Origin of the sequence: Pseudomonas sp. (assembly GCF_049300855.1) — a bacterium.
GTDB lineage: Bacteria > Pseudomonadota > Gammaproteobacteria > Pseudomonadales > Pseudomonadaceae > Aquipseudomonas.
The window spans coordinates 42,852-60,935 of record NZ_JBAQKH010000028.1 but is presented as its reverse complement, the minus strand read 5'-3'; the positions used below and the strand labels follow the sequence as shown (position 1 = coordinate 60,935).

At 60.3% G+C, this 18,084-nt stretch carries 15 protein-coding genes; 7 read left to right on the top strand and 8 right to left on the bottom strand.

The genetic code is table 11. The annotated features are described in order from the left end of the window. Positions 1-44: 44 nt before the first annotated feature. The 8 genes from WA225_RS14340 to pcaR all read right to left on the bottom strand — a co-directional run bounded on the left by WA225_RS14340 (position 45) and on the right by pcaR (position 8,430). Positions 45-1,340: an MFS family transporter gene (locus WA225_RS14340; RefSeq protein ID WP_422608400.1), complete on the bottom strand. Its 1,296-nt coding sequence runs from the start codon at positions 1,338-1,340 to the stop codon at positions 45-47. Positions 1,341-1,527: 187 nt separating this feature from the next. Then, a complete protein-coding gene (gene pcaG, locus WA225_RS14335; RefSeq protein WP_422608399.1) occupies positions 1,528-2,094 on the bottom strand; it encodes a protocatechuate 3,4-dioxygenase subunit alpha in 567 nt (188 codons plus the stop codon). 1 nt (position 2,095) lies between these two features. Next, a complete protein-coding gene (gene pcaH / locus WA225_RS14330; RefSeq protein WP_016982815.1) occupies positions 2,096-2,800 on the bottom strand; it encodes a protocatechuate 3,4-dioxygenase subunit beta in 705 nt (234 codons plus the stop codon). A 36-nt stretch (positions 2,801-2,836) separates the two neighbouring features. Further along, positions 2,837-4,042, bottom strand: coding sequence for a 3-oxoadipyl-CoA thiolase (gene pcaF / locus WA225_RS14325; protein ID WP_422608398.1), 1,206 nt, complete (start codon positions 4,040-4,042; stop codon positions 2,837-2,839). After that, a complete protein-coding gene (locus WA225_RS14320; RefSeq protein WP_397481446.1) occupies positions 4,039-4,818 on the bottom strand; it encodes a CoA-transferase subunit beta in 780 nt (259 codons plus the stop codon). Before WA225_RS14320 ends, pcaF begins: the two co-directional genes overlap by 4 nt. Further along, positions 4,818-5,675 carry a CoA transferase subunit A gene (locus WA225_RS14315; RefSeq protein ID WP_422608397.1) on the bottom strand — a complete coding sequence of 286 codons (858 nt, stop codon included), beginning with the start codon at positions 5,673-5,675 and terminating at the stop codon, positions 4,818-4,820. The genes WA225_RS14320 and WA225_RS14315 overlap by 1 nt, the downstream gene beginning before the upstream one ends. 271 nt (positions 5,676-5,946) lie before the next feature. Continuing rightward, positions 5,947-7,293 carry an MFS transporter gene (locus WA225_RS14310; protein ID WP_422608396.1) on the bottom strand — a complete coding sequence of 449 codons (1,347 nt, stop codon included), beginning with the start codon at positions 7,291-7,293 and terminating at the stop codon, positions 5,947-5,949. Positions 7,294-7,587: 294 nt separating this feature from the next. Continuing rightward, entirely contained in the window at positions 7,588-8,430 is an 843-nt protein-coding gene (pcaR, locus tag WA225_RS14305) for a pca regulon transcriptional regulator PcaR (RefSeq protein ID WP_008080069.1), read from the bottom strand. A gap of 651 nt (positions 8,431-9,081) precedes the next feature. Here pcaR and WA225_RS14300 point away from each other — a divergent pair. The 7 genes from WA225_RS14300 to cmoB all read left to right on the top strand — a co-directional run bounded on the left by WA225_RS14300 (position 9,082) and on the right by cmoB (position 17,826). Further along, on the top strand, positions 9,082-9,282 hold the full coding sequence (locus tag WA225_RS14300; protein ID WP_008080067.1) for a hypothetical protein: 201 nt from the start codon (positions 9,082-9,084) through the stop codon (positions 9,280-9,282). Between the two features lie 373 nt (positions 9,283-9,655). Further along, entirely contained in the window at positions 9,656-11,131 is a 1,476-nt protein-coding gene (locus tag WA225_RS14295; protein WP_064119763.1) for an inorganic phosphate transporter, read from the top strand. Positions 11,132-12,219: 1,088 nt separating this feature from the next. Beyond that, a complete protein-coding gene (lon, locus tag WA225_RS14290; RefSeq protein WP_422608395.1) occupies positions 12,220-14,637 on the top strand; it encodes an endopeptidase La in 2,418 nt (805 codons plus the stop codon). A gap of 258 nt (positions 14,638-14,895) precedes the next feature. Continuing rightward, a complete protein-coding gene (locus WA225_RS14285; protein ID WP_007916811.1) occupies positions 14,896-15,288 on the top strand; it encodes a protease inhibitor I42 family protein in 393 nt (130 codons plus the stop codon). 2 nt (positions 15,289-15,290) lie between these two features. Then, a complete protein-coding gene (locus WA225_RS14280) occupies positions 15,291-15,929 on the top strand; it encodes a lysoplasmalogenase (RefSeq protein ID WP_422608394.1) in 639 nt (212 codons plus the stop codon). Positions 15,930-16,093: 164 nt separating this feature from the next. Next, complete coding sequence (cmoA, locus tag WA225_RS14275) at positions 16,094-16,873, top strand: carboxy-S-adenosyl-L-methionine synthase CmoA (RefSeq protein WP_175559565.1); 780 nt, start codon at positions 16,094-16,096, stop codon at positions 16,871-16,873. Continuing rightward, positions 16,870-17,826, top strand: coding sequence for a tRNA 5-methoxyuridine(34)/uridine 5-oxyacetic acid(34) synthase CmoB (gene cmoB, locus WA225_RS14270; RefSeq protein ID WP_422608393.1), 957 nt, complete (start codon positions 16,870-16,872; stop codon positions 17,824-17,826). The genes cmoA and cmoB overlap by 4 nt, the downstream gene beginning before the upstream one ends. Positions 17,827-18,084 lie beyond the last annotated feature (258 nt).

The following is an 18,084-nucleotide window of genomic DNA, read 5'->3' as shown; positions in this document are numbered from 1 at the left end:
ACAGTCCTTGCCGGCGCGGGCCATCACGGCCCGCGCGCATCGGGTTAAAGATCGTGGTGCAAGTACGCCGCCTGTTTCGGCAAGCGCAGGCTGAACAGGAACGCAATCGCCATCATCACCGTCACGTACCAGTAGAAGGAGTTTTCCATGCCGATGTTTTTCAGGCTCAGCGCGACGAATTCCGCCGAGCCGCCGAAGATCGCATTCGCTACCGCATACGCCAGGCCGACGCCGAGGGCGCGGACCTCCGGCGGGAACATTTCGGCTTTCACCAAGCCACTGATCGAGGTGTAAAAACTGACAATTGCCAGCGCCACGGTGATCAGCACAAACGCGAGGAACGGGCTGCTGACGCTTTTCAGGCTCAACAGAATCGGCACGGTGAACAGCGTGCCGAGCGCGCCGAACCAGAGCATCGAATTACGTCGGCCGATCTTGTCGGCGAGCATGCCGAACAGTGGCTGCATGCACATATACAGGAACAATGCGCCGGTCATGATGTAGCTGGCGGTCTTGGCGTGCATGCCCGCAGTGTTCACCAGATATTTCTGCATGTAGGTGGTGAAGGTGTAGAAAATCAGCGAGCCCCCGGCGGTGTAACCGAGCACGGTGATGAACGCGGCTTTGTGATCGCGGAACAGCGCTGCGATGCTGCCGGCGTCTTTGTGCGCGCGGGTTTCCTCGTTGGTGGTTTCTTTCAGGGAACGACGCAGGAACAGCGAAATCAACGCCGCCACCGCACCGACCACAAAAGGAATCCGCCAGCCGTAGGCACGCAGATCGTCTTCGGTGAGGAATTGCTGCAGAACCACCACCAGCGACACCGCCAACAGTTGCCCGCCGATCAGCGTCACGTACTGGAACGAGGCGAAAAATCCGCGCTGGCCCTTGAGGGCGACTTCGCTCATATAGGTCGCGGTGGTGCCGTACTCGCCGCCGACCGACAGGCCTTGCAGCAAGCGTGCGAACAACAGCAGGACCGGCGCCCAGACGCCGATGTCCTTGTAAGTGGGCAGACAAGCGATCAACAACGAGCCAAAGCACATCATCAGAATCGAGATGAGCATGGATTTCTTGCGCCCGTGCTTGTCAGCGACCCGGCCGAAAATCCAGCCACCGATCGGGCGCATCAGGAAGCCGGCAGCGAACACGCCAGCCGTGTTGACCAGTTGCACGGTGGGGTTGTCGGAGGGGAAAAACGCCGGGGCAAAATAGATCGCGCAAAAGGCGTAGACGTAGAAGTCGAACCATTCGACGAGGTTGCCGGACGAGGCGCCGACAATGGCGAAGATGCGCTTGCTGCGCTCTTCACCGGTGTAATGGGAGGTGGTGGTTGTCATTGTTTTTCACTCGATAGGGACAGTGAGAGTCTAGACATACTTTGCAACAGTCCCATTCCACATCCTACATCGATCGTTCCCACGCTCCGCGTGGTAACGCATCCGGTGACGCTCCGCGTCACGGTGGACGCAGAGCGTCCATGGCGGCATTCCCACGCAGAGCGTGGGAACGATCAGTAGGCAGCGATCAGTAATCGAAGAACACCGTCTCGGCGTCGGTGCCCTGCAGAATCACATTCCACTGGTAAACACCCGAGGCGTCCTGCTTGGCCAGCAACGTCGTGCGGCGCTCGGCCGGCACGCACTCGAGCAACGGATCATCAACGTTCGCCGGCTCGCCTTCAAAGTAGATCCGCGTCAGCAAATGCTTGACCAAGCCACGGGCAAACACCAGCACCACCAGATGCGGCGCCTGGGTCGAGCCCTTCAGCCCTTCAACCGTACCCGGTTTAATCGTGGTAAACCGAAACCGCCCTTCAGCGTCCACCGGCACCCGGCCGAAGCCTTCAAAGTTCGGGTCGAGTGGTTTGTTCTGCTCGTCTTCCGGGTGATCGTATTTGCCGGCGGCGTTTGCCTGCCAGACTTCAAGCATGGCGTCGTTGACGACATCGCCGTTGCCATCCACCACCTGCCCGGTGATCGCCACGCGCTCGCCGAGGGTTTGTTCGTCGGTGAGGTCTTCGCGGTTCAGCCAGGTCAGGCCGATGTGGTAATACGGCCCGACGGTGTGGGACGTGGTCGCAGTCAGCGTCATCTTATTTCTCCATCGGCGTGGCTTCACGCCCGCGCAGCACGATGTCCCAGCGGTAACCGAGGGCGTAGGACGGAATGGTTTTTTCCAGATCGAAACGGGCGATCAGGCGTTCCTTGGCCGAAGTGTCCGGCACGCAGTTGTAGATCGGGTCGTAGGCCAGCAGCGGATCACCCGGGAAGTACATTTGCGTGACCAGGCGCGTCAGGATGCTCGGTCCGAACAGTGAAAAGTGAATGTGCGCCGGACGCCAGGCGTTGTGGTGGTTGCCCCACGGATAGGCGCCGGGCTTGATGGTCTGGAACTGATACCAGCCGTCAGCATCGGTGACGGTGCGGCCGGTGCCGGTGAAATTCGGGTCCAGCGGCGCGTCGTGCAGGTCGCGCTTGTGGTTGTAGCGCCCGGCGGCGTTGGCTTGCCAGATCTCCACCAGAATTCCCGGTACCGGCAGACCATTTTCGTCGAGCACGCGGCCGTGAATGATGATGCGTTCACCCTGCGGCTCGCCTTCATGCTGGGCGGTCAGGTCGTTATCGGTGTCGCCCACGCGCTCGGCGCCGATGGTTGGCCCGGTGATTTCCGACAGCGAGTGCGGCAGAAACACCAGCGGCTTCGACGGCGAGCGCAGGTTGGTGGATTGATACGTCGGGTGCAGGTACTCAGGCTGAGTGCCTTCCTGCGGACGGCGGTAACCAGGCTTGTCAGACATGTCGCTTTCCTCTGTTCTTTTTCGTCACGGCTTGCGTCAGACGCGTTCGATGGCCAGGGCCAGACCTTGGCCGACACCCACGCACATGGTCGCCAGACCTTTCTTGCCACCGGTTTTTTCCAGCTGATGCAGGGCAGTCAGCACCAATCGTGCGCCGCTCATGCCCAACGGGTGACCGAGAGCAATCGCGCCGCCATTCGGGTTGACCTGCGCGGCGTCATCCGCCAGCCCCAATTCACGCAGCACCGCCAAGCCTTGGCTGGCAAACGCTTCGTTGAGTTCGATCACGTCGAAATCGCTGACCGCTACGCCGAGACGCTCGATCAATTTGCGCACCGCCGGCACCGGGCCAATGCCCATCACCCGAGGTGCGACACCGGCGCTGGCCATGCCGAGCACTTTGGCGCGGGCGGTCAGGCCGTGTTTCTTCACCGCTTCGGCCGACGCCAGTATCAGCGCCGCAGCACCGTCGTTGACGCCGGAAGCATTGCCGGCTGTGACGGTTTTGTCCGGGCCGTTGACCGGTTTCAATTTGGTCAACGCTTCAATGGTGGTGTCGGCGCGCGGATGCTCATCCTCGCTGACTACGGTTTCGCCTTTCTTGTGGGCGATCCGCACTTCGACGATTTCTTCAGCGAAAAATCCTGCAGCTTGCGCGGCGGCGGTGCGTTGCTGACTGCGCAGGGCGAACGCGTCCTGATCGGCGCGCGACACTTTATAGTCGTCGGCGACGTTGTCGGCGGTCTGCGGCATCGCGTCGACACCGTATTGCGCCTTCATCAACGGGTTGATGAAACGCCAGCCGATGGTGGTGTCTTCCAGTTTCATGTTGCGCGAAAACGCCGCATCAGCCTTGCCCATCACGAACGGTGCGCGGGACATCGACTCGACGCCACCGGCAATCGCCAACTCCATCTCGCCGCTGGCGATGGCGCGGAACGCGGTACCGATCGCGTCCATGCCCGAAGCGCAAAGGCGATTGAGGGTCACGCCCGGCACCGTCTCCGGCAGGCCGGCCAGCAACAGCGCCATGCGCGCGACGTTGCGGTTGTCTTCGCCGGCCTGGTTGGCGCAGCCGAGGAACACTTCGTCGATGGCGTTCCAGTCCACCGAGGGATTGCGCTCCATCAGGGCCTTGATCGGCACGGCGGCCAGGTCATCAGCGCGAACGGCCGACAGTCCGCCGCCAAAACGGCCGATCGGGGTGCGAATCGCGTCGCAGATATAAACGTCACGCATCATGCTTCTCCCGGTGCCTGGCCGTGGGCGGCGGCGGTGCGCGCTTCGAGATCGCGCAGCGCGGTCAGTTCGACGTCGGTCGGTTCAGCGGTGGTTTCAACGTTGTCAGCAAAACGAATCGCCCAACCGGTGGCCGCAACCACTTGCTCGCGGGTCACGCCGGGGTGCAACGCAGTGACCACGAACTCGTGGGTGCCCGCTTCCGGTTCCATGATGCACAGGTCGGTGATGATCCCCACCGGACCGGCGCCCGGCAGGCCCAGACGTTTGCGCGAGTCGCCGCCTTCGCCGTGACCGACCGAGGTGATGAAATCGAGCTTGTCGACAAACGAACGCGCCGACTGTTTAAGGATGATCAATACGCTTTTCGCCGAACCGGCGATCTCCGGCGCGCCACCGGCACCCGGCAGACGGACTTTCGGCGAGAAGTAATCGCCGACCACGGTGGTGTTGATGTTGCCGAAACGGTCGACCTGCGCGGCGCCGAGAAAACCGACGTCGATGCGCCCACCCTGCAACCAATAGCGAAAAATCTCACCGGTCGGTACGACAGTGTCAGCGGTTTCTGCCAACTCGCCGTCACCGATCGACAGTGGCAGCACGCTTGGTTTGGCGCCAATCGGACCCGATTCGTAGATCAGCACCACGTCTGGCGAGGAGGTCAGACGCGCGAGGTTGGCGGCTTTCGACGGCAGGCCGATGCCGACGAAGCACACCGAGCCGTTCTTCAGGCGACGGGCCGCGGCAACGGTCATCATTTCATTGGTGGTGTAAGTCATTACTTGGCCTCCGAAGCAGCGGCCAACTTGGCCTGAAACTCGCTGAAGTCAGCGCAGCCATGGATGTATTCGTTGATCCACGCGGTAAACGTCTCACGGTCGCGGGCGATCGGATCCCACGCCTGATAGAAACGATTGTCGCGTTCGGTGTAACCGTGGGCGTAGGACGGATGTGCGCCGCCGGGTACATGGCAAACTGCGCTCAAGGCCCAGGTCGGCAATACGCAAGCGTTCATCGGTGCATTGAGGTTGTCGACGATTTCTTCGACGGTGACGATGCAGCGCTTGGCCGCCAGTGCCGCTTCTTTCTGCACACCGAGAATGCCCCACAGCAACACGTTGCCCTGGCGGTCGGCTTTCTGTGCGTGAATCACGGTGACGTCCGGACGCACCGACGGCACCGCCGCCAGTACTTCACCGGTGAACGGGCAGGTCACTGTCTTGATCAGCGGATTGACCTTCGGCAGGTCGGAGCCAGCGTAGGCGCGCAGCACTGCGAACGGTAGGCCGGATGCGCCGGCGACGTAGGCATTCGCCAGGTCGGCGTGGCTGTGTTCTTCGATTTCCAGCGGCTGCGGCCATTGCTTCTCGACCGCGTCGCGCAGACGGTGCAGCGAACCCACGCCCGGGTTGCCGCCCCAGGAGAAAATCAGTTTACGGGCACAACCAGCACCGATCAGTTGGTCGTAGATCAGGTCGGGCGTCATCCGCACCAGCGTCAGATCTTTCTTGCCCTGACGAATGATTTCATGACCCGCGGCCGTGGGGATCAGGTGAGTGAAGCCTTCGAGCGCAACGGTGTCACCGTCGTTGACGAATTGCTTCACCGCGTCGTGCAGCGAAAGGATCTCAGCCATGGAGCGGGCTCCTGTTTTTGTAATGAATCGCCAGATAAAAAGGCGCGAGGTTCAGCGCCGGAGTGACTGAAGATTAAGCCTGGGAAATGTGCCAAACAATCCGATAATCGACTGAGTGTTCGTTTATCGAACAGATTGTTATTTCCCTAACAATCAAGATCAAAGGCTTCGCCAGCAAGGCCGCTCCCACATTTTGAAATGCATTCCAATGTGGGAGCGAGCTTGCTCGCGAAGGGGCCAGAACATTCAAAGAAGATTCTGACAGTAGTACTCAAGTCGCATCCGCATGGCTGACCATGCCTTTGATCAGCACCGCCGTGGTGGCCACCGCCGCCGGAATCACCAACGCCGTCAACACCTGCTCGAAATTCCAGCCAAGCCCCAACAAGGTCGCGCCCATCCACGCCCCGAGAATCGCGCCGAAGCGACCAATCCCGAGCATCCACGACACCCCGGTCGCCCGCCCCTGGGTCGGATAAAACCGCGCCGCCAGCGATGGCATCGCCGATTGCGCGCCGTTCACGCACATCCCGGCCACCAGCACCAAGGTCGCCAACAAGGTGATATTGCCCAGGCTCTGCCCCACCGCGTAGGCAAACACCCCGGCCAGCAGGTAGAAAGTGCCGATGACCTTGTGCGGATTGAAGCGATCCATCGCCCATCCCACACCGACCGCACTCAACACCCCGCCGAACTGGAACAACGCACCGATAAACGCGGCTTGCTCCATGCTAGCGCCGCTGTCACGCATCAGCGTCGGCAGCCAACTGGTCAGCAGATAGACAATTACCAGGCCCATGAAATAGGTCAGCCACAACAGCAAGGTGCCGGTGCTGTAAGTACCGGAGAAAATCACCGCGAAAACGTTACGTGCCTTGACGGTTTTCTGTTCCGGCACACTGAAGCTGGAAGCCTGAGCGACGGTGACCGGATCGATCGGCGCCAGGGTCTTGCGGATTTTGTCGGTGCCACGGTTACGCACGACCAGATAACGCGCCGATTCCGGCAACCAGAACAGCAGCACCACGGCGAGGATCAGCGGCAAAATCCCGCCGATCAACAACAGGCTGTGCCAGCCGAACGCTGGTATCAGCTTGGCCGAAATGAACCCGCCACCGGCCATGCCGAGGTTGAAACCGCAGAACATGCTGGTCACCAGCAGGGATTTCTTGCGCTCCGGGGTGTATTCCGAGAGCAGCGTGGTGGCATTGGGCATCCCGGCGCCAAGACCCAGGCCCGTGAGGAAGCGCAGCACCAGCAGTTGTTCAACGTTGGAGCTGTACGCCGACGCGAGGCTGAAGGCACCGAACAGAATCACGGCGCCGACGAGCACGACTTTTCGCCCGAAGCGGTCAGCCAAAGGGCCAGAACCGAGCGCGCCGAAGACCATGCCGATCAACGCGGCGCTCATCACCGGGCCGAGGCTGGCGCGGTCGATGCCCCAGTCCTGCGACAACGCCGGGGCAATGAAGCCCATCGCGGCGGTGTCGAGGCCATCGAGGAAGACAATCAGGAAACACAGAATCACCACCCGCCACTGGTAGCGCGAGATCGGTTGGGCATTGATGAAGGTCTGCACGTCGAGGCATTGACCCACAGCGGACTGAGGCTGGTTCATTATTTTTATTCCACGCAAAAAACGCAGTCGAACGGCGGCCGGCCAAAGCGCGGCACGGTCACAAGAATAGAAGGTCGGGATCAGGCGTTGCGGGAAACCCGGCAACAGCGGGTGGAGCGGAGACAGTCGGGGAGCGTGCGCATGGTGAGTTGCCTCTTGTCATTATTATGGGAGTCGACCATCCGGCGGGCTCATTCACATCAGCGCCGGATGACGCTGCCGCGACATTAATGATCCAAGGGTTTTAGCGTCAATTCGATAAACGCAACACTGTGCGTTTATCGAACAGCTTAATCAGGCGAACAGCTGCGCACTGAGGTCGCGGCTGGCGCTGAGCAGGCCCGGCAGGAAGCGCTGTTCCAGTTCGGTACGGCTGACGCGACCGGCGTGGGTGCTGACGTTGAGCGCCGCAACCACCTGGCCGGACGCGTCGTAGACCGGCACGGCAATCGAACGCAGGCCTTGTTCCAGTTCCTGATCGACAATGCACCAACCCTGCTGCCGTACTTCTTGCAGGCATTCGAGCAACGCCTCGGGGGTGTGAATCGTGCGGCTGGTCTTGGCCACCAATTCAGCGTGGTCGAGGTATTCACCCAGCGACGTATCGTCGAGCGCCGCCAGCAGAATGCGCCCCATCGATGTGCAATAGGCCGGCAGGCGCCCGCCCACCGACAGGTCGACTGAAATCAAGCGCTGGGTGGTCGCCGAGCGAGCGATGTAGAGAATGTCGTCCCCTTCGAGCGTGGCCATGTTGCAGGCTTCATGCAGCTGCTCGCTCATGCGATCGAGGTACGGCTGCGCGGACACAGCCAATGGCGTCGACGACAGATAAGCGTGGCCGAGGGTCAACACTTTTGGCAGCAATGAATAAGTGCGGCCGTCGGTCGTGGCGTAGCCGAGCTTGATCAATGTGTGCAGGCAACGGCGCACGGCGGCGCGTGGGATTTCCGTGCGGTGGCTGATCTGCGCGATGGTCAGGTGCCGTTTACGCTCCTGAAATGCCTGCACCACCGCCAGACCACGGGCCAGCGAGGTCATGAAATCCGGATCGCCGGTCAGCGCCTGAATCCGCTTGGCCGGTGAGGCGACGATGGGCGGCGCCACGGAGGTGAAGGAGTTGCGCATTTGATCGTTCATTTCCTGTCCTTTTATCCGGCACGGATCAACGGCTATACAAACGGCTCACGGGCAGATGCACAAGCATCGAGCCGACAACATTGGGCGATTATCGAACGACCGACCGATTATCGCAATTGCGTCGAGTCTTACCCTGTTTCGCCGTTCGAGACCCGCGTCCAACTTTGCCAGCCAATTGAAACGCGGTTTAGTTGATCGACTAAATGGCGCCAAAAACAGATCGCAGCCAAGTAAACGTTTGCCTGCATTTGAACTACTCATAAAAGTTGCGAGTAACAAAACAATCACACATCCGGAACCGTTTTTAACTTGGCAAAGATAGTCATTCCTGAATCGACCGCTATAATGCATTCAGTGGGGCCGCGTTTTTAAACGCTGCGGTCACTACCTGCTGCCGCGATGTCCATCGCCGACAGCCCGGCCAGCGCCTGACGCTCATCACTCATGCAACGCCAGCGCTTGCTGAAACAGGACACTGAAGCTGCGTCAGTTTTAATCTGGTGCTGCAGCCGCCTGTAACACGGAAGTCTTGATCGCCCCGCCCGATGTCGTCGATGCCTGTTCAGGCGTTGCGCTTTGGTCGGGTTCGTTCAATTGATTCGTTGCAGTGCGTTTCACCAGACATTTATCTCAACTCATACAGGTAGCACTGTGACGAAAGACGAACTGCGCGCGGAACTTGAGCGCCAGGAACAACGTTACAAGGAAGTTTACGGCGGGGAAGTCACCACCTACGCCGCGCAACCCGAACCGGAACGCAAGGCATGGCGCAAACGCCCTACCGTTCAGGATCAGGTCTTCAAGCAAGAAATCGAAAAGATCGAAAAGGAACTCAAAGCCGAAGAGCCGTGAGCCACGGTTCTTGAGTTCTTCGAGGGTTCGCGTGCGCACCGGTTACAAGCGCGGTGTCCGGACGAAGCCTTGCGCGCCCGCTACCCGCGGGCAGCGGCGATCCCCTGGTCACCAGGCATCAGGGACGCTTCCTACACGTTTCACAGATATTTCAGACAAGCGTTTGAGCCTTTGTCGCGGCCGTAAAAATGGCCGCTAAAAAAGTATTTTTCCATACAAATCAAACAGTTGAAAAACCCTGCGTGACGCTTGGTTTTAATGCGCTGCAACAAATTAAATCGAAGAAGTGTGTAACCGATGAGCAGGTAGGGGATCGATTTCCAGTCTTTTCTGGCATAATCGCGCCCCCTTACGACCGGGTCAGAAAACCTTCATGATCGATTTATTCAGCGGACTGGATGCTTGGGTGCTTGTGAGCCTCTTGCTCGCCCTGACGTTTGTCCTCGCCTTCGAGTTCATCAATGGATTTCATGACACCGCTAACGCGGTAGCCACTGTTATCTACACCAAAGCCATGCCGCCTCACCTGGCGGTGTTCTTTTCCGGTGTGTTCAATTTCCTCGGCGTGCTGCTGGGCGGCGTTGGCGTGGCGTATGCCATTGTCCATTTGCTGCCGGTTGAGCTGCTGATCAATGTGAACACCGGCCATGGTCTGGCGATGGTGTTCTCGTTGCTCGCCGCGGCAATCGCCTGGAACCTGGGCACCTGGTACTTCGGTATCCCGGCTTCCAGCTCGCACACGCTGATCGGTTCGATCCTCGGTGTCGGCCTGGCCAACGCCCTGATCAACGACATTCCGTTGGCCGATGGTGTGAACTGGCAGAAAGCGATCGACATCGGCGCCTCGCTGGTGTTCTCGCCGATGGCCGGCTTCCTGATCGCCGCGCTGATCCTGATCGGCCTGAAATGGTGGCGCCCGCTGTCGAAGATGCACAAGACACCGGAACAGCGCCGCAAGATCGACGACAAGAAGCATCCGCCGTTCTGGAACCGTCTGGTCCTGGTGATCTCGGCCATGGCCGTGAGCTTCGTGCACGGTTCCAACGATGGCCAGAAAGGCATCGGCCTGATCATGCTGGTGTTGATCGGTATCGTCCCGGCGCAGTTCGTCCTCGACCTGAACAGCACCACGTATCAGATCGAGCGCACCCGCGATGCGACCCTGCACCTGAGCCAGTTCTACCAGCGCAATGCCGATTCGCTGGGTGAATTCCTGGCCTTGGGCAAAAGCGTTGAAGGCGACCTGCCGGAGAAATTCCGCTGCAACCCGCAGCAGACCGAACCGACCATCAGCGCCCTGCTGCACACCCTTAAAGGCGTAGCGGACTACCACTCGTTGTCGTCCGATAGCCGCATCGAAGTGCGTCGTTACCTGCTCTGCCTGGACGACACCGCGAAGAAAGTTGGCAAGCTGCCTGGCCTGGAAGCCCGTGAAAAGGCTGACCTCGACAAGCTGCGCAAAGACCTGACCACCACCACTGAATACGCCCCGTTCTGGGTGATTCTGGCGGTTGCACTGGCCTTGGGCCTGGGCACCATGGTCGGCTGGAAACGCGTGGTACTGACCATCGGTGAGAAGATCGGCAAGCAAGGCATGACTTATTCACAAGGCATGTCGGCGCAGATCACCACCGCCAGTTTGATCGGTATGGCCAACATCTTCAGCCTGCCGGTGTCGACCACTCACGTGCTGTCTTCGGGCGTGGCTGGCACCATGGTCGCCAACAAGAGCGGCCTGCAGGGTGGCACGGTGCGCACGATTCTGTTGGCGTGGGTGTTGACTCTGCCGGCGACTGTGGCGCTGTCGGCCGGGTTGTTCTGGCTGGCGTCGAAGGCGCTGGGTAGTTGATAGATAGCGGGACTTGAGAAAGGCGCGATTCGAGAGGATCGCGCCTTTTTTGTTCTTGGGGTTTTGGGATTGGGATTGGGATTGGGGGCATATCCGTTGCTGCGGGTGTTGCCGCTGGCGGTTTCGCTCTTACAGCGACTCACTTTTCCAGACGCCGAAAAGTAAGCAAAAGGCTTGGCCCCTGGCGTACGGCACTTCGCTCAGGCTCAGTGTTCCCTCGCTACGGTGTCCATCCGGGGGCATCGCCTACGGTTGGCTTCGCTGCACCTCCTCTCGATGTGTGCGGCTGCGCCGCACGGCGCTGCGCGCCTAACCCCCGGATGAACACCTTCGCTCGGCCTGCCGATAGGGGCTGAAGATCAAAAGCCGGAGCAAAAGCCAAAGCCAGATCAAGAACCAAAGCCAGATCAAGAGCCCCTCACCCTAGCCCTCTCCCGGAGGGAGAGGGGACTGACCGAGGTGTTTGGGAGAACTACGCCGACGTGCGATACCGCGTCGAACTGAGGCTTTGAAAAACACACAAATCGGCCCCCTCTCCCTCCGGGAGAGGGCTGGGGTGAGGGGCAAATCCACCACAAATCCAAAGCCAACCACGCCCCGCTCTTCACCACTCAATAGGCCGAGTGTCAGCTCGCCTGCTCTTGATCTTGATGCACGAGCGACGTCGGAAGGCTTCGTTGCGGGATTGATCCGGGCGTGGGAGCGCAGCGACCGTTTGGCGCAGCCAAACACAGCGAGAGGAGGTGCAGCGAAGCAAACCGTAGGCGCTGCGCCCGGATCGACCCCGCAGCGAAGGAACTCCGAGCCCCAGCGAGCGGGCCGCACGTAGGAGCAAGCGTTTTTTTGCTTACTTTTTTGAGGCGTTTGTCAAAAAAGTGAGTCGCCGTCAGGGCGAAACCCTAAGCCGCCGTTACCGCAGCAACGGATATACACACCAAACCCCAAGAACATGGTCGGCCCAAAGGCCGCCAAGTCAAAAGCGTGAACCCTGTCAAAACCCTGAACACACAATCAGAAACACCGCCCCCCATTGAAACCACCCAAGCCCTGCCCCATCTAAGACCCATACTCCATTGCGCAGGTGCCCCATGAGCGACCAGCAAGAATTCCCGGAAAACCCCGACGACTACAGCGAAGCCGAACACATCGAACACACCTCCAGCGGCAAAGGCCTAGCCCTGCCCGGCCAAAACCTGCCGGACAAGGTCTACATCATCCCGATCCACAACCGCCCGTTCTTCCCGGCGCAAGTCCTGCCGGTCATCGTCAACGAAGAACCCTGGGCCGAAACCCTCGAACTGGTCAGCAAATCCGAACACCACTCCCTGGCCCTGTTCTTCATGGACACCCCCCAGGAAGACCCGCGCCACTTCGACACCGGCGCCCTCCCCGAATACGGCACCCTGGTCAAAGTCCACCACGCCAGCCGCGAGAACGGCAAACTGCAATTCGTCGCCCAAGGCCTGAGCCGCGTACGCATCAAAACCTGGCTGAAACACCACCGCCCACCGTACCTGGTCGAAGTCGAATACCCGCACCAGCCCACCGAGCCGACCGACGAGGTCAAGGCCTACGGCATGGCGCTGATCAACGCGATCAAGGAACTGCTGCCGCTCAACCCGCTGTACAGCGAAGAACTGAAGAACTACCTCAACCGCTTCAGCCCCAACGACCCGTCGCCGCTGACCGACTTCGCCGCCGCCCTGACCTCGGCCACCGGCCCCGAACTGCAAGGCGTGCTCGATTGCGTGCCGATGCTCAAGCGCATGGAAAAAGTCCTGCCGATGCTGCGCAAGGAAGTCGAAGTCGCGCGCCTGCAAAAAGAGATTTCGGCGGAAGTTAACCGCAAGATCGGCGAGCATCAGCGCGAGTTTTTCCTCAAGGAACAACTCAAGGTCATCCAGCAGGAACTCGGCCTGACCAAAGACGACCGCAGCGCCGACCTCGAACAGTTCGAACAACGCCTGGAAGGCAAAGTCCTGCCGGCGCAGGTGCAGAAACGCCTCGAAGAGGAAATGAACAAACTGTCGATCCTCGAGACCGGCTCGCCGGAATACGCGGTCACCCGCAACTACCTCGACTGGGCGACATCGGTGCCGTGGGGCGTCTACGGCGACGACAAACTCGACCTCAAGCACGCGCGCAAAGTCCTCGACAAACACCACGCCGGCCTCGACGACATCAAGGATCGCATCCTCGAGTTCCTCGCCGTCGGTGCCTATAAAGGTGAGATCAGCGGTTCCATCGTGTTGCTGGTCGGCCCGCCGGGCGTGGGTAAAACCAGCGTCGGCAAATCCATCGCCGAATCCCTCGGCCGACCGTTCTACCGCTTCAGCCTCGGCGGCATGCGCGACGAAGCCGAGATCAAGGGTCATCGCCGCACCTACATCGGCGCGCAGCCGGGCAAACTGGTGCAGGCGTTGAAAGACGTCGAAGTGATGAACCCGGTGATCATGCTCGACGAGATCGACAAGATGGGCCAGAGCTACCAGGGCGACCCGGCCTCGGCGCTGCTGGAAACCCTCGACCCGGAGCAGAACGTCGAATTCCTCGACCATTACCTCGACCTGCGCATGGACTTGTCGAAAGTCCTGTTCGTGTGCACCGCCAACACCCTCGATTCGATCCCCGGCCCGTTGCTCGACCGCATGGAAGTGATTCGCCTGTCGGGTTACATCACCGAAGAAAAAGTCGCCATCGCCAAGCGTCACCTGTGGCCGAAACTGCTGGAAAAGGCCGGTGTGTCCAAGGGCAGCCTGAGCATCAGCGACAGCGCGCTCAAAGCCTTGATCGACGGTTATGCCCGTGAAGCCGGTGTGCGCCAGCTGGAAAAACAGATGGGCAAACTGGTGCGCAAAGCGGTGATGAAGCTGATCGACGAGCCGAAAGCGGTGATCAAGCTCGGGCCGAAAGATCTGGAGGCTTCACTGGGTCATCCGGTGTTCCGCAACGAACAAGTGCTGTCCGGCACCGGTGTGATTACCGGTCTGGCGTGGACCAGCATGGGCGGCGCGACTCTGCCGATCGAAGCAACGCGGATTCACACGCTCAATCGCGGCTTCAAACTCACCGGGCAACTCGGTGATGTGATGAAGGAATCGGCGGAGATCGCCTACAGCTACGTCAGCTCGCACCTGAAACAATTCGGCGGTGACGCGAAGTTCTTCGACGAAGCCTTCGTCCACCTGCACGTACCGGAAGGCGCGACACCGAAAGACGGCCCGAGCGCCGGCGTGACCATGGCCAGCGCCCTGCTCTCGCTTGCGCGTAATCAGCCGCCGAAGAAGGGTGTGGCGATGACCGGCGAACTGACGTTGACCGGGCATGTGCTGCCGATTGGCGGGGTGCGTGAGAAAGTGATTGCGGCAAGAAGGCAGAAGATTTTCGAGTTGATTTTGCCGGAGCCGAATCGGGGCAATTTTGAGGAACTGCCGGATTATTTGAAGGAAGGGATTACTGTGCATTTCGCGAAGAAGTTTGCCGATGTGGCGAAGATCCTGTTCTGACAAACAGCCCCTCACCCCAGCCCTCTCCCATAGGGAGAGGGAGCCGACCGAGAGATATTGCAGAGTTACGCCGACCTGAAAGTCCTTCGCTGAATCCATAATCGACTCGGTCTTTCAGGTCGATGTATGACAGAAGACACCTCGGTCAGTCCCCTCTCCCTCTGGGAGAGGGTTAGGGTGAGGGCTTGGCGTTGTCACACTTTGTCTCATCTTCAGTTATGCTCGCCGTTCGTCGTAAACGCCGGAGCCTCTGACCTTATGTCCCCCACTCGCCTGTTTCTCCCCCTCGCCCTCTCGCTGCTGGCCGCCTGCGCCACGCAACCGAAACACAACGTGACCGTGGAAAAACAAAGCGAATGCCCCGTCCGGCTGACCAACGGGCAAAACCTCATCATCATGCTGCCAAGCAACCCGACCACCGGTTATCGCTGGGCCATCCAGGATTCCGCTGGCGGCGTATTGCGCGCGCTCAGCCCCGAGGTCTATAGCAATCCGGAAGACGCCGGCGTCGTCGGCGCAGCGGGTTTGTCGACCTGGCGCTTCCAGGCCTTCGCCCCCGGCACCGGGCGTCTGCGCCTGACCTCGCAACAACCGTGGGCACCGGAAGTGTTGCCGGTAGAAACCTTTGACTGCGCCATTTCGGTGAACTGATCGTGGGCTGGCTGATTCTGGCGCTGATGGGCGCGGTGACGTTTCTCTACGGTGTCAGCACCCATGCGGCGTTGCTGTGCCTGTTGGTCAAACCGCTGCCGGTGCTGGCGTTGCTCGGCTGGTTGCACGATGCGCCGCCCAGCGACTATCGGCGCTGGATCAGCCTCGGTCTGATTTTCTCGCTGCTGGGTGATGTGTTGCTGGCATGGCCGGGGGACCTCTTCGTGTTTGGCCTCGGTGCGTTTCTGGTCGCGCATCTGGCGTATCTGAAGGCTTACCTGAGTGACTGCAAGCGTCTGGCGATTCTGCCCTTAGTGCTCGCGCTCGCTGTTGGCGCGATCTTACTGGGGATTCTGGTTTCCAGCGGATTAGGTCCGTTGCTGGTGCCGGTGATCGTTTACGGCACGGCAATCAGCGCGATGCTCTGGCGCGCCCTCGCTCGCCTCGGCACCGATGTGCCCAAGCGTTCGGCGCTACTGGCGGCGGGCGGTGCGCTGGCATTTGTGTTCTCCGACAGCGTGATCGGCATCGACCGTTTCGTCGCCCCTTTCCACGCCGCACCTTACGTCATCATCCTGAGCTACTGGCTGGGCCAGTGGGGCATCGCCGCCTCCGCTTTCTCCCAGACTAAACGGATCTGATCGTTCCCACGCTCCGCGTGGGAATGCATCCTGTGACGCTCCGCGTCACTTACGCAGGGACGCAGAGCGTCCGGGGCGGCGTTCCCACGCAGAGCGTGGGAACGATCACCGGCAAAAAACGCTTTATCAGACAACCCAAGCATCCCGACGCCACTTTGGCTAAAATGCCGGCCTTTTCCACCGACACCGCCGGAACCGCCGTGAGCAAAGAACCCGATCGCATTTTCGCCAAGCCCTTGGCCCAGGTACCCGACTTCGCCTTCAACGAAGACGTCGTGCGGGTGTTCCCGGACATGATCAAGCGTTCGGTGCCGGGTTACCCGACCATCGTCGAAAACCTCGGCGTGCTTGCCGCGCAATTCGCTCAGCCAAACAGCGTGCTCTACGATCTCGGCTCATCCTTGGGCGCGGTCACTCAAGCCCTGCGTCGCCACGTGCGCACCGACGGTTGCCGGGTGATCGCGGTGGATAACTCGGCGGCGATGGTCGAACGCTGCCGCGAATACCTCAATGGTCAGGACTCGATGTTCCAGGAGTTGCTGCCGGTGGAGGTGATCGAAGGCGACATTCTCGCCCTCGACTTCCAGCCTGCGTCCGTGGTGGCGCTGAACTTCACGCTGCAATTCATCGCCCCGGATCAGCGTACGGCGTTGCTCTCGCGCATTCGCCAATCGCTGCTGCCCGGCGGCGCGCTGATTCTGTCGGAGAAGCTGCGCTTCAACGATGCCGAAGAACACGCATTGCTCACCGATCTGCACGTCGCCTTCAAACGCGCCAACGGCTACAGCGAACTGGAAATCGCCCAGAAGCGCAGCGCCATCGAAAACGTCATGAAGCCCGACAGCCTCGAAGAACACCGCGAACGCCTGTTGGCGGCCGGTTTCTCGAAAGTCGTGCCGTGGTTCCAGTGTCTTAACTTTGCCTCGTTGATTGCCTTGCCATGATTGATCTGTCCCCCCTCGCCCGCCGTCTGGCTGGCACACCGCTGGCCGAATGGGCCAACACCCTGCAGGCGCAACTCGACAAGAAAATGGAGAAGGGTCACGGCGATCTGGAGCGCTGGCAAAGTGCGCTGGATGCGCTACCAAAAATTCAGCCGAGCGAAGTCGACCTGCTCAACGGCCTGAAACTCGACACCGATTGCGACGACGCAACCCGCGTGCAGATGCGCACTGCACTGATGGGCCTATCACCGTGGCGCAAGGGGCCGTTCGATCTGTTTGGCGTGCACGTCGATACCGAATGGCGTTCGGACTGGAAATGGTCGCGGGTGGCACCGCATCTGGACCTGAAGGGCAAACGCATCCTCGATGTCGGTTGCGGCAACGGCTACTACATGTGGCGCATGCTCGGTGCCGGTGCGGACAGCGTGATCGGCGTCGACCCGAACTGGCTGTTTTTCTGCCAGTTCCAGGCCGTACAGCGTTATCTGTCAGAACCGAATGCCTGGCACTTGCCGTTCCCGTTCGAAGACCTGCCGCCGAATCTGGAAGGGTTCGACACGGTGTTTTCCATGGGCGTGTTCTATCACCGTCGCTCGCCGATCGAGCATCTGCTGGCGCTGAAGGATTGCCTGGTCAAGGGCGGCGAACTGGTACTGGAGACGCTGGTGGTCGAAGGCGACAAGCATCAGGTGCTGGTGCCGGAAGATCGTTATGCGCAGATGCGTAACGTGTGGTTCCTGCCGTCGGTGCCAGCGTTGGAGTTGTGGCTGCGTCGCGCGGGATTCACCGATATTCGATGCGTTGATGTGAGCACAACAACCGTTGAAGAACAGCGCGGGACTGAGTGGATGAAGTACCAGTCGCTGAGCGATTTCCTTGATCCGGAAGATCACAGCAAAACGATTGAAGGATTGCCGGCGCCGATGCGCGCGGTGATTGTCGCCAAGAAGTAAACCAATCGCCCAAACACCGCGGTGAGCCCACCCCTCACCCCAGCCCTCTCCCCAGGGAGAGGGAGCCGATCGTTGGGCTTTTCGAAACCTGAGTTCGACTCGATAACTCAGATCGGTGCACCTCGCCCATCCAACCCGGTCAGCCCCCTCTCCCTCTGGGAGAGGGAGCTGATCGTTGAGCTTTTCAAAACTTGAGTTCGACTCGATAACTCAGGTCGGCGGATCTCGCCCATCCAACCCGGTCAGTCCCCTCTCCCC

What these genes read in the sequence shown, in the direction of transcription:
- WA225_RS14340 (WP_422608400.1), bottom strand. Translation starts at nt 1,340, where the DNA reads ATGACAACCACCACCTCCCATTACACCGGTGAAGAGCGCAGCAAGCGC.
- pcaG (WP_422608399.1), bottom strand. Translation starts at nt 2,094, where the DNA reads ATGACGCTGACTGCGACCACGTCCCACACCGTCGGGCCGTATTACCAC.
- pcaH (WP_016982815.1), bottom strand. Translation starts at nt 2,800, where the DNA reads ATGTCTGACAAGCCTGGTTACCGCCGTCCGCAGGAAGGCACTCAGCCT.
- pcaF (WP_422608398.1), bottom strand. Translation starts at nt 4,042, where the DNA reads ATGATGCGTGACGTTTATATCTGCGACGCGATTCGCACCCCGATCGGC.
- WA225_RS14320 (WP_397481446.1), bottom strand. Translation starts at nt 4,818, where the DNA reads ATGACTTACACCACCAATGAAATGATGACCGTTGCCGCGGCCCGTCGC.
- WA225_RS14315 (WP_422608397.1), bottom strand. Translation starts at nt 5,675, where the DNA reads ATGGCTGAGATCCTTTCGCTGCACGACGCGGTGAAGCAATTCGTCAAC.
- WA225_RS14310 (WP_422608396.1), bottom strand. Translation starts at nt 7,293, where the DNA reads ATGAACCAGCCTCAGTCCGCTGTGGGTCAATGCCTCGACGTGCAGACC.
- pcaR (WP_008080069.1), bottom strand. Translation starts at nt 8,430, where the DNA reads ATGAACGATCAAATGCGCAACTCCTTCACCTCCGTGGCGCCGCCCATC.
- WA225_RS14295 (WP_064119763.1), top strand. Translation starts at nt 9,656, where the DNA reads ATGATCGATTTATTCAGCGGACTGGATGCTTGGGTGCTTGTGAGCCTC.
- lon (WP_422608395.1), top strand. Translation starts at nt 12,220, where the DNA reads ATGAGCGACCAGCAAGAATTCCCGGAAAACCCCGACGACTACAGCGAA.
- WA225_RS14285 (WP_007916811.1), top strand. Translation starts at nt 14,896, where the DNA reads ATGTCCCCCACTCGCCTGTTTCTCCCCCTCGCCCTCTCGCTGCTGGCC.
- cmoA (WP_175559565.1), top strand. Translation starts at nt 16,094, where the DNA reads ATGCCGGCCTTTTCCACCGACACCGCCGGAACCGCCGTGAGCAAAGAA.
- cmoB (WP_422608393.1), top strand. Translation starts at nt 16,870, where the DNA reads ATGATTGATCTGTCCCCCCTCGCCCGCCGTCTGGCTGGCACACCGCTG.